This window comes from Glycocaulis albus, assembly GCF_014639075.1.
Classification (GTDB): domain Bacteria; phylum Pseudomonadota; class Alphaproteobacteria; order Caulobacterales; family Maricaulaceae; genus Glycocaulis; species Glycocaulis albus.
On the sequence record NZ_BMFS01000002.1, the window covers coordinates 350,296 to 358,227 of the forward strand.

Sequence of the window (7,932 nt, forward strand, 5' to 3'; positions counted from 1 at the left end):
ACGGCACGGTTGCGCAAAGATAACGAACATAAGGCTGGGGAGATAATCGGGTTGACCATCCGTCTGCACGTCTGGGGCGATTACGCCTGTTTCACCCGTCCGGAAATGAAGGTCGAGCGCGTCAGCTATGATGTCATGACGCCGTCCGCCGCGCGGGGCATCCTGGAAGCCATCCACTGGAAACCAGCGATCCGATGGCATGTGGATCGCATCCACGTCCTCAAACCGGTCCGGTTCCAGTCCATCCGGCGCAACGAGGTCGGCGCCAAGGCGAGCGCAGCCAACGCCGCAAGCGCCATGAAGCGCGGCACGACCGAGGGGCTGGGCATTGTGGTAGATGAGAACCGCCAGCAGCGTGCCGCGATGGTGCTGGTGGATGTGGCCTATGTGATCGAGGCGCATTTCAAGATGACGGACAAGGCTGGCGACGATGACACACCGGCCAAGCACATCTCCATGTTCAACCGGCGCGCCGGCCAGGGCCAGTGTTTCCACCGCCCTTGTCTTGGCACGCGCGAATTTCCCGCCGAATTCGCCCTGATCGGGGACGGTGACCCCCTGCCCGCCTGCAAGCTGGACCCCGATAAACGCGACGCCGATCTCGGCTGGATGTTGCACGACATCGATTTCGAGAGTGGGCGCAACGAGTCGCGCTTTTTCCGCGCTGAAATGCGCGACGGCATGATCGAGGTGCCGCCCTTTCACGCGCAGGAGACGGTGCGGTGAGCGTGCTGCAGGCGCTTGACCGCTATTATGATCGCATTCCCGCCGTCGCGAAGCCGGGCTGGAGTCCCGAGAAATTCGGCTGGTGCATCGTGCTCGGCTCCAACGGGACGGTCGTGGATGTGGAAAACCTGCACGACCTCTCCGGCAAGAAGCCACAGGTGAAGAGCCATACCGTGCCAGCCGCCGTCAAGCGGACGGTCGGGATTGCGCCCAACTTCCTTTGGGACAAGACCGCCTACGTGCTGGGGCGCACGGCGGGCTCGGGAAAGCGCACGGCCGAAGAGCATGAAGCCTTCCGTACCCTACACATCGATGCGCTGAAGGGAGAAGGCGACGAGGGGCTGGCGGCTCTGCGAAGCTTCCTGACCAGCTGGACGCCGGAGCGTTTCGATCAGGCACCTTTCACCGAAGACATGCTCGACGCCAATGTGATGTTCCGCTTACGCGGCGAGCGCTGCTATCTGCATGAGCGCCCGGCGGCGGAGGCGCTTGTCGCCAGACGGGCCGAGGCAGCAGGCGGTGAAAACAGCGTGATCTGCCTGATCACCGGCGAGGCGGGTCCGCCCGCGCGGCTGCACCCAACGATAAAGGGGGTGGAGGGGGCCCAATCGTCCGGTGCGGCGCTGGTATCCTTCAATCTCGACGCCTTCACCTCGCTGGGCAAGGAGCAAGGCGAGAATGCACCCACATCGGAGGGCGCGGCCTTCCGCTATGGCGCGGCGCTCAACCATCTCCTCACCCGCGACGGGCCCAACCGTCTGCGCAGGCCTATTGGCGACGCTACAGTCGTGTTCTGGGCCGACGCCAGCGAGGCCAAGGCTGCGGAAGCGGCCGACAATTTTTTCGCACGCTGCATCGATCCCGACATTTCCGACGAGGTGGAAGCTGCCACCATTCACGAAGACCTGAAGCAGATCGCGAAAGGCAAGCCGCTCAAATCCATACGCCCGGACATCACTGAAGGCACGCAGTTCCACGTCCTCGGTTTGTCGCCCAATGCCGCGCGTCTGTCAGTGCGCTTCTGGCTGACGGGCGATCTTGAGCACTTCGCCAGGGCTTTGGCGCAACACCACGCAGATCTGAGTCTGGAGCCGGAGCCGCTGGGCTGGGGCGCAGCGCCGTCGGTCAGCCGATTGCTGGTGCGCACCACGGCGGCTCAGGGCGACTTCAAGAATATTCCGCCGCTTCTGGCAGGAGAGGTCATGTGTGCGGTGCTGACCGGCACAAGCTATCCGCAAAGCCTTCTATCCGCCGCGATCATCCGCCTGCGGGCGGGCGACAGCGCCGCCACGGGCTGGCACGCGGCGGTCATTCGCGCCGTTCTCAACCGCCAGCGCCGACATTCTGCTACCCCGAAGAAAAGGGAGATTCCCATGGGCCTCGACAGGAGCCATGAAAACACCGGCTACCAGCTCGGCCGGCTGTTCGCCGTCTACGAGATGGCCCAGCGCGCCGCACTGGGCAAAGTCAACGCCACGATCCGCGACCGCTATTTCGGCGCGGCCTCGGCCACGCCCGCAGGCGTGTTCCCGCTCATCGTGCGCGGCGGCCAGAATCATCTGGCCAAGGTGCGCAAGGAAAAGCCCGGCTGGGCGAACCTGATCGAGCGCGAGCTGGAGGAGATCAACGGCCATTTCAAGCCGGGGCCGGGCGGCATCTGGCCACGCTCCCTGCGCCTGACCGATCAGGGCGAGTTCGCCATTGGATACTACCACCAGCGCGCCACCAAGCTGACTAATGAGAAGGGCGATGCGCTCAGCGCCGAGACGCTCCCCGAAGAGATAGAAGGAGCCGACGCATGAGCAACCCGGTCACGAACCGTCACGAATTCGTCCTGTATTTCGACGTCGCCAACGGCAATCCCAATGGCGACCCCGATGCCGGCAACATGCCGCGCCTCGATCCGGAGACCAATCAGGGCCTCGTCTCCGATGTCGCCCTGAAGCGCAAAGTGCGCAATTATGTCTCCATGGCCAGCGGGCACCGGATTTACATGTCCGAGGGCTCTACGCTGAACCTCCTGCACAAAGAGGCTTGGACCGCAGTTCTGCCCGAGATCACCAAGGACGAGGATTTCAAGAGGCTGCCCAAGGACCAGCAGAAAGCCCGCGAACTGACCGCCTGGATGTGTGCGAATTTCTGGGACATCCGAACCTTCGGCGCAGTGATGAGCACTGGCGTGAATGCGGGTCAGGTGCGCGGGCCTGTGCAGTTCACCTTCGCGCGCTCGATCGAGCCAATCCTGCCGCTGGAGATATCCATCACCCGCATGGCGGCCACTACCGAGAAAGACGCCGAGGACAAGGGCGGGCGAACCATGGGCCGCAAGCATATCGTGCCCTACGGCCTTTACCGCGCCCACGGCTTCATCTCTGCTCCGCTGGCCAGCCATGAGACCAAGGGCACCGGCTTTTCAGAAGACGATCTGAAACTGCTCTGGCAGGCACTATCGAACATGTTCGACCATGACCGATCGGCCGCGCGCGGCGAGATGGCCACGCGCAAGCTGATCGTGTTCCGGCACGAGAGCGCACTGGGCAATACGCAGGCCCAGTCCCTGTTCGACCGGGTGACCACACGCCGGGTGTTTGAGGGCGAGCGCCGCCCCGCAGGCGACAGCTCCACCCATAACTGGCCGCCCGCGCGCCACTGGAGCGATTACGAGGTCGTCATCGACCGTGACGGCCTGCCCGCAGGCGTGGAGATTGTCGAGTACTAGGAAAGCGCCATGCAGCCGCCCCTGGACAGGAACAGCGAGACAACGCTGACGCCGGTGTCGGCGTTGCAGCATTACCTCTTCTGCCCGCGCCAGTGCGCGCTGATCCATGTGGAACGCATCTGGACTGAGGATGCGGCGACCATGCAGGGGCGGTTGATGCATGAGCGCGTGGACGGCGCACGGCCCGACCGGCGCGCAGGTGTGCGTATCGTACGCGGCCTGACCCTGCGTTCGCTGGCTCTGGGCCTTTCGGGCAAAGCCGATGCCGTGGAATTTCATGGAAAGACACCCTACCCGGTGGAGTACAAGCGCGGCCGGCCCAAGGCCCACCGCGCCGACGAGGTTCAGCTGTGCGCACAAGGACTTTGTCTCGAAGAAATGTTCGGCGTGGATGTGCCCGAAGGTGCGCTGTTCTACGGCCAGACCCGCAAACGGCAGGTTGTGCGCTTTGACGAGGATCTGCGCGCGCTGGTGCGCGAAACCGCCGCCGCCTGCCGCGCGATGATCACGGATGGCCGGACACCGCCGCCACGCAGAACGCCAGCCTGCAAGCGCTGTTCGCTGGCCAGCGAGTGCTTGCCGGACAAGCTGGAAAAGCCGCCCGGCGTATCGCGCTGGCTCGCCCGCCAGCTCGGCGATTGAAACAGGGCGGAAACGGCCATGCGCAAACTGCTCAACACGATCTACGTCACCAGCGAGGACGCCTGGCTGCGTAAGGACGGTGAAAACCTGGTGGTCGAGGCGGAGGGCGCCGAACGCGGGCGCGTTCCCCTTCATGTGATCGAAGGCGTGGTGTGCTTTAACCGGACAGGCGCCTCCCCTGCCCTGCTCGCCGCATGTGCCGAGAAGGCTATCACCGTGTCCTTCCTTACCCCCAATGGGCGCTTTCTGGCGCGCATGGAGGGACCGCGCTCAGGCAATGTACTGCTGCGGCGCAGGCAATACCGGCTTGCCGATGATGGTGATCAGTGCGCGCCCGTGGTGCGCGGCATTGTCACGGCCAAAGCAGCGAACCAGCGCACGGTAATCCGGCGCGCCCTTCGCGACCATGGGGAAAAAATCCAGCCCGCCGCAGCTGCCTCTCTGGAGCAGGCATCCCTCCGGCTGCAGCACATCGCCCGAAGAGCCGCAGCCGCAGATCAGATCGATGTTCTCCGGGGGCATGAGGGCGAAGCCGGTAACGCCTATTTCGGCGCATTCAACGCAATGCTGCATGCAGGTGGAGACGCCTTCAGTTTCAACGGCCGGTCCCGCCGCCCGCCTCTGGATCGCGTCAACGCGCTTCTGTCCTTCCTCTATGCCATGCTGGGCCACGACTGCCGGTCTGCACTGGAGGGCGTTGGCCTCGACCCGCAGGTCGGCCTCCTGCATGCTGACCGGCCCGGCCGGGCGAGCCTCGCGCTGGATCTGATGGAGGAATTACGGCCTGTGCTGGCAGACCGGCTTGCGCTGACGCTCATCAATCGCGGGCAGGTAAAGGCACGCGATTTTGTGGTGGATGCGGGGGGTGCGGTCAGCCTGACAGACGACGGCCGCAAACAGGTCCTCGTCGCCTGGCAGGAGCGCAAGAAGCGCGAGTTGCGCCACCCCTTCCTCGGCGAAGTCGCCCCCATGGGCCTTGTACCTCATCTTCAGGCGCGTCTCTTGTCGCGGCACCTTCGCGGCGATCTGGATGGCTACCCGCCCTTTATCTGGAGATGATCCATGCTGATGCTTGTAACCTACGATGTCAGCACCGCGAGCCCGGGGGGCGCGAAGCGTCTTCGCCGCGTGGCGCGCGCCTGTCTTGATTTCGGCCAGCGCGTACAAAACTCAGTATTCGAATGCGAGCTTGAGCCTGCGCAATGGGTCGAATTGCGCGCCCGTCTGATTGCAGAAATCGACGAGAAAGAAGACAGTCTGCGCTTCTACCGTCTGGGTGCTGAGGGCAAGCGCCGTATTGAACACATCGGCGCCAAAGAAGTGCCCGACTTGGAAGGCCCGCTATTATTCTGACCAACGTGCATTACTAACTGGATACACTCAGCCGCAGACATGCGCGAACCTGAATCGGTTGGCGATACGCCCGCAGGTTCGCGAAAGATTCATCGACCTTACCGCACGCCATATTTAAGCGTTCCGTAAAACAACAACCGCTATCCTGAGGCCGGAAAGGTACAGGTTCGCGCAACACTCCCGTTTTCCCATGACTGCACAACATGATAAGGCCTATGCAGTCGCTCCCTTCGCGGGAGCGTGGATCGAAACGACGCGTTCGCCAAGCGCTAGCAACGCCGCCTCGTCGCTCCCTTCGCGGGAGCGTGGATCGAAACACCGCAGTGTGCGAGCAATGGGAGCGCGAGACGGGTCGCTCCCTTCGCGGGAGCGTGGATCGAAACAATTTGTGCAGGCGACGAGAAGCCGACAACCGAGGTCGCTCCCTTCGCGGGAGCGTGGATCGAAACCACAATCGCCGTCACCGCGCAAAGCCTTTGAGCGTCGCTCCCTTCGCGGGAGCGTGGATCGAAACCACCGACAACAAGCATGAAGTGCACCGGGCGATGTCGCTCCCTTCGCGGGAGCGTGGATCGAAACGAGATGGACGCGCTGGAAGAGGTGGTGGTCAGCGGTCGCTCCCTTCGCGGGAGCGTGGATCGAAACTCGACGCCAATGGCGATGTCACCGGCAGCCCGGTGTCGCTCCCTTCGCGGGAGCGTGGATCGAAACGTCCTGTCCAGCCGCACCCAGCGCGCGCAGAACGTCGCTCCCTTCGCGGGAGCGTGGATCGAAACATCGGAAACCTCGCCCCCTGCCAGCGGCTGGGCGGTCGCTCCCTTCGCGGGAGCGTGGATCGAAACTGAATTTTAACGGGTCCGTTCCGCCTGGAGCGATGTCGCTCCCTTCGCGGGAGCGTGGATCGAAACACGCTGGAGATCGAGGATCTCGGTGCGGGGCGGGCGTCGCTCCCTTCGCGGGAGCGTGGATCGAAACGACGCGTTACTCTGGTACGGACACCGGCCCCAGGTCGCTCCCTTCGCGGGAGCGTGGATCGAAACGATGCCGGTTCCATCGCCCTGACCGGCGTGCGCCGTCGCTCCCTTCGCGGGAGCGTGGATCGAAACGTCACCCCGGTCAGCGGGGTGCCAAGCTCGGGCGGTCGCTCCCTTCGCGGGAGCGTGGATCGAAACGAGCCCGAACCCTCACCCATTGGACGAGAGGCAGTCGCTCCCTTCGCGGGAGCGTGGATCGAAACCAGATTCCAATAGGGCGGACAGCTGAAGACCAGGTCGCTCCCTTCGCGGGAGCGTGGATCGAAACATTCCTATTCGGACAGTGGCGGACTGGGGCTCGGAGTCGCTCCCTTCGCGGGAGCGTGGATCGAAACATCACGCGCGGTGCGTGGATACTGCACCGCCGCGGTCGCTCCCTTCGCGGGAGCGTGGATCGAAACCATCAAGTGGGCGGACAATCCGCAGGAGTTGGCAGGTCGCTCCCTTCGCGGGAGCGTGGATCGAAACATCGCGGCCCGGTACGGCGCCGCGCGCCACCGCATGTCGCCCCCTTCGCGGGGGCGTGGATCGAAACATGTCGCCGAACTCGCGCTTTGCCGGCTTGATAGTCGCTCCCTTCGCGGGAGCGTGGATCGAAACGAGCCCGGCAGCGCCGGTAAGGGTGGCAGCGCCGTCGCTCCCTTCGCGGGAGCGTGGATCGAAACAATTTGTGCAGCTCGGCCTTGGCCTTGGCGTCACGTCGCTCCCTTCGCGGGAGCGTGGATCGAAACCAAGTAGAAGGTCAGAGCCTGCCAGCCGCCATCGTCGCTCCCTTCGCGGGAGCGTGGATCGAAACCAGATTCCAATAGGGCGGACAGCTGAAGACCAGGTCGCTCCCTTCGCGGGAGCGTGGATCGAAACATTCCTATTCGGACAGTGGCGGACTGGGGCTCGGAGTCGCTCCCTTCGCGGGAGCGTGGATCGAAACATCACGCGCGGTGCGTGGATACTGCACCGCCGCGGTCGCTCCCTTCGCGGGAGCGTGGATCGAAACCATCAAGTGGGCGGACAATCCGCAGGAGTTGGCAGGTCGCTCCCTTCGCGGGAGCGTGGATCGAAACATCGCGGCCCGGTACGGCGCCGCGCGCCACCGCATGTCGCTCCCTTCGCGGGAGCGTGGATCGAAACATGTCGCCGAACTCGCGCTTTGCCGGCTTGATAGTCGCTCCCTTCGCGGGAGCGTGGATCGAAACCAGATTATTGGAGAAGCTGAACTCCCCGCCGATCGTCGCTCCCTTCGCGGGAGCGTGGATCGAAACTTCCGCTCGACCGATTCCAAGCATGAAGTGCTGAGGTCGCCCCCTTCGCGGGGGCGTGGATGAGAACGTGATGAGACTGTCAGAAGTAGAAGTTCGTCCAGTATCGGTTGGCGTTGCGGAGTGCTCAGCTTCCTTTTGGCCGGTTTCTGGCTGGGGGTATTTTTGTGTCGTGGCTGCGAGTGCTAGGGGTGAGGGGCGG

Annotated in this window: 6 protein-coding genes and 1 CRISPR repeat array; all 6 genes read left to right on the plus strand. The window is 63.9% G+C overall.

All coding sequences use genetic code 11. From position 1 onward, the window contains the following. The first annotated feature begins 51 nt into the window (after positions 1 to 51). The 6 genes from cas5c to cas2 are packed head-to-tail and all read left to right on the plus strand — an operon-like array spanning position 52 to position 5,440. Positions 52 to 726, plus strand: a complete 675-nt coding sequence (gene cas5c / locus IEV75_RS03970) for a type I-C CRISPR-associated protein Cas5c (protein WP_188451240.1) — start codon at positions 52 to 54, stop codon at positions 724 to 726. Beyond that, positions 723 to 2,528 (plus strand): type I-C CRISPR-associated protein Cas8c/Csd1, encoded by a 1,806-nt coding sequence (gene cas8c / locus IEV75_RS03975; RefSeq protein ID WP_188451241.1) that lies wholly within the window; start codon positions 723 to 725, stop codon positions 2,526 to 2,528. The genes cas5c and cas8c overlap by 4 nt, the downstream gene beginning before the upstream one ends. Then, positions 2,525 to 3,445, plus strand: a complete 921-nt coding sequence (gene cas7c, locus IEV75_RS03980) for a type I-C CRISPR-associated protein Cas7/Csd2 (protein WP_188451242.1) — start codon at positions 2,525 to 2,527, stop codon at positions 3,443 to 3,445. The genes cas8c and cas7c overlap by 4 nt, the downstream gene beginning before the upstream one ends. A gap of 9 nt (positions 3,446 to 3,454) precedes the next feature. Continuing rightward, complete coding sequence (gene cas4 / locus IEV75_RS03985) at positions 3,455 to 4,087, plus strand: CRISPR-associated protein Cas4 (RefSeq protein ID WP_188451243.1); 633 nt, start codon at positions 3,455 to 3,457, stop codon at positions 4,085 to 4,087. A gap of 18 nt (positions 4,088 to 4,105) precedes the next feature. Beyond that, positions 4,106 to 5,146 carry a type I-C CRISPR-associated endonuclease Cas1c gene (gene cas1c, locus IEV75_RS03990; RefSeq protein ID WP_188451244.1) on the plus strand — a complete coding sequence of 347 codons (1,041 nt, stop codon included), beginning with the start codon at positions 4,106 to 4,108 and terminating at the stop codon, positions 5,144 to 5,146. 3 nt (positions 5,147 to 5,149) lie between these two features. Further along, the gene (cas2, locus tag IEV75_RS03995) at positions 5,150 to 5,440 is read left to right on the plus strand and encodes a CRISPR-associated endonuclease Cas2 (RefSeq protein ID WP_188451245.1); all 291 of its coding nucleotides are present in this window, start codon (positions 5,150 to 5,152) and stop codon (positions 5,438 to 5,440) included. A gap of 220 nt (positions 5,441 to 5,660) precedes the next feature. Continuing rightward, positions 5,661 to 7,800: a CRISPR direct-repeat array (repeat unit 32 nt; unit sequence GTCGCTCCCTTCGCGGGAGCGTGGATCGAAAC). The last annotated feature ends 132 nt before the right edge of the window (positions 7,801 to 7,932 follow it).

Coding starts and splice junctions, on each gene's coding strand:
- cas2 (WP_188451245.1), top strand. CDS start 5,150: ATGCTGATGCTTGTAACCTACGATGTCAGCACCGCGAGCCCGGGGGGC.
- cas7c (WP_188451242.1), top strand. CDS start 2,525: ATGAGCAACCCGGTCACGAACCGTCACGAATTCGTCCTGTATTTCGAC.
- cas4 (WP_188451243.1), top strand. CDS start 3,455: ATGCAGCCGCCCCTGGACAGGAACAGCGAGACAACGCTGACGCCGGTG.
- cas1c (WP_188451244.1), top strand. CDS start 4,106: ATGCGCAAACTGCTCAACACGATCTACGTCACCAGCGAGGACGCCTGG.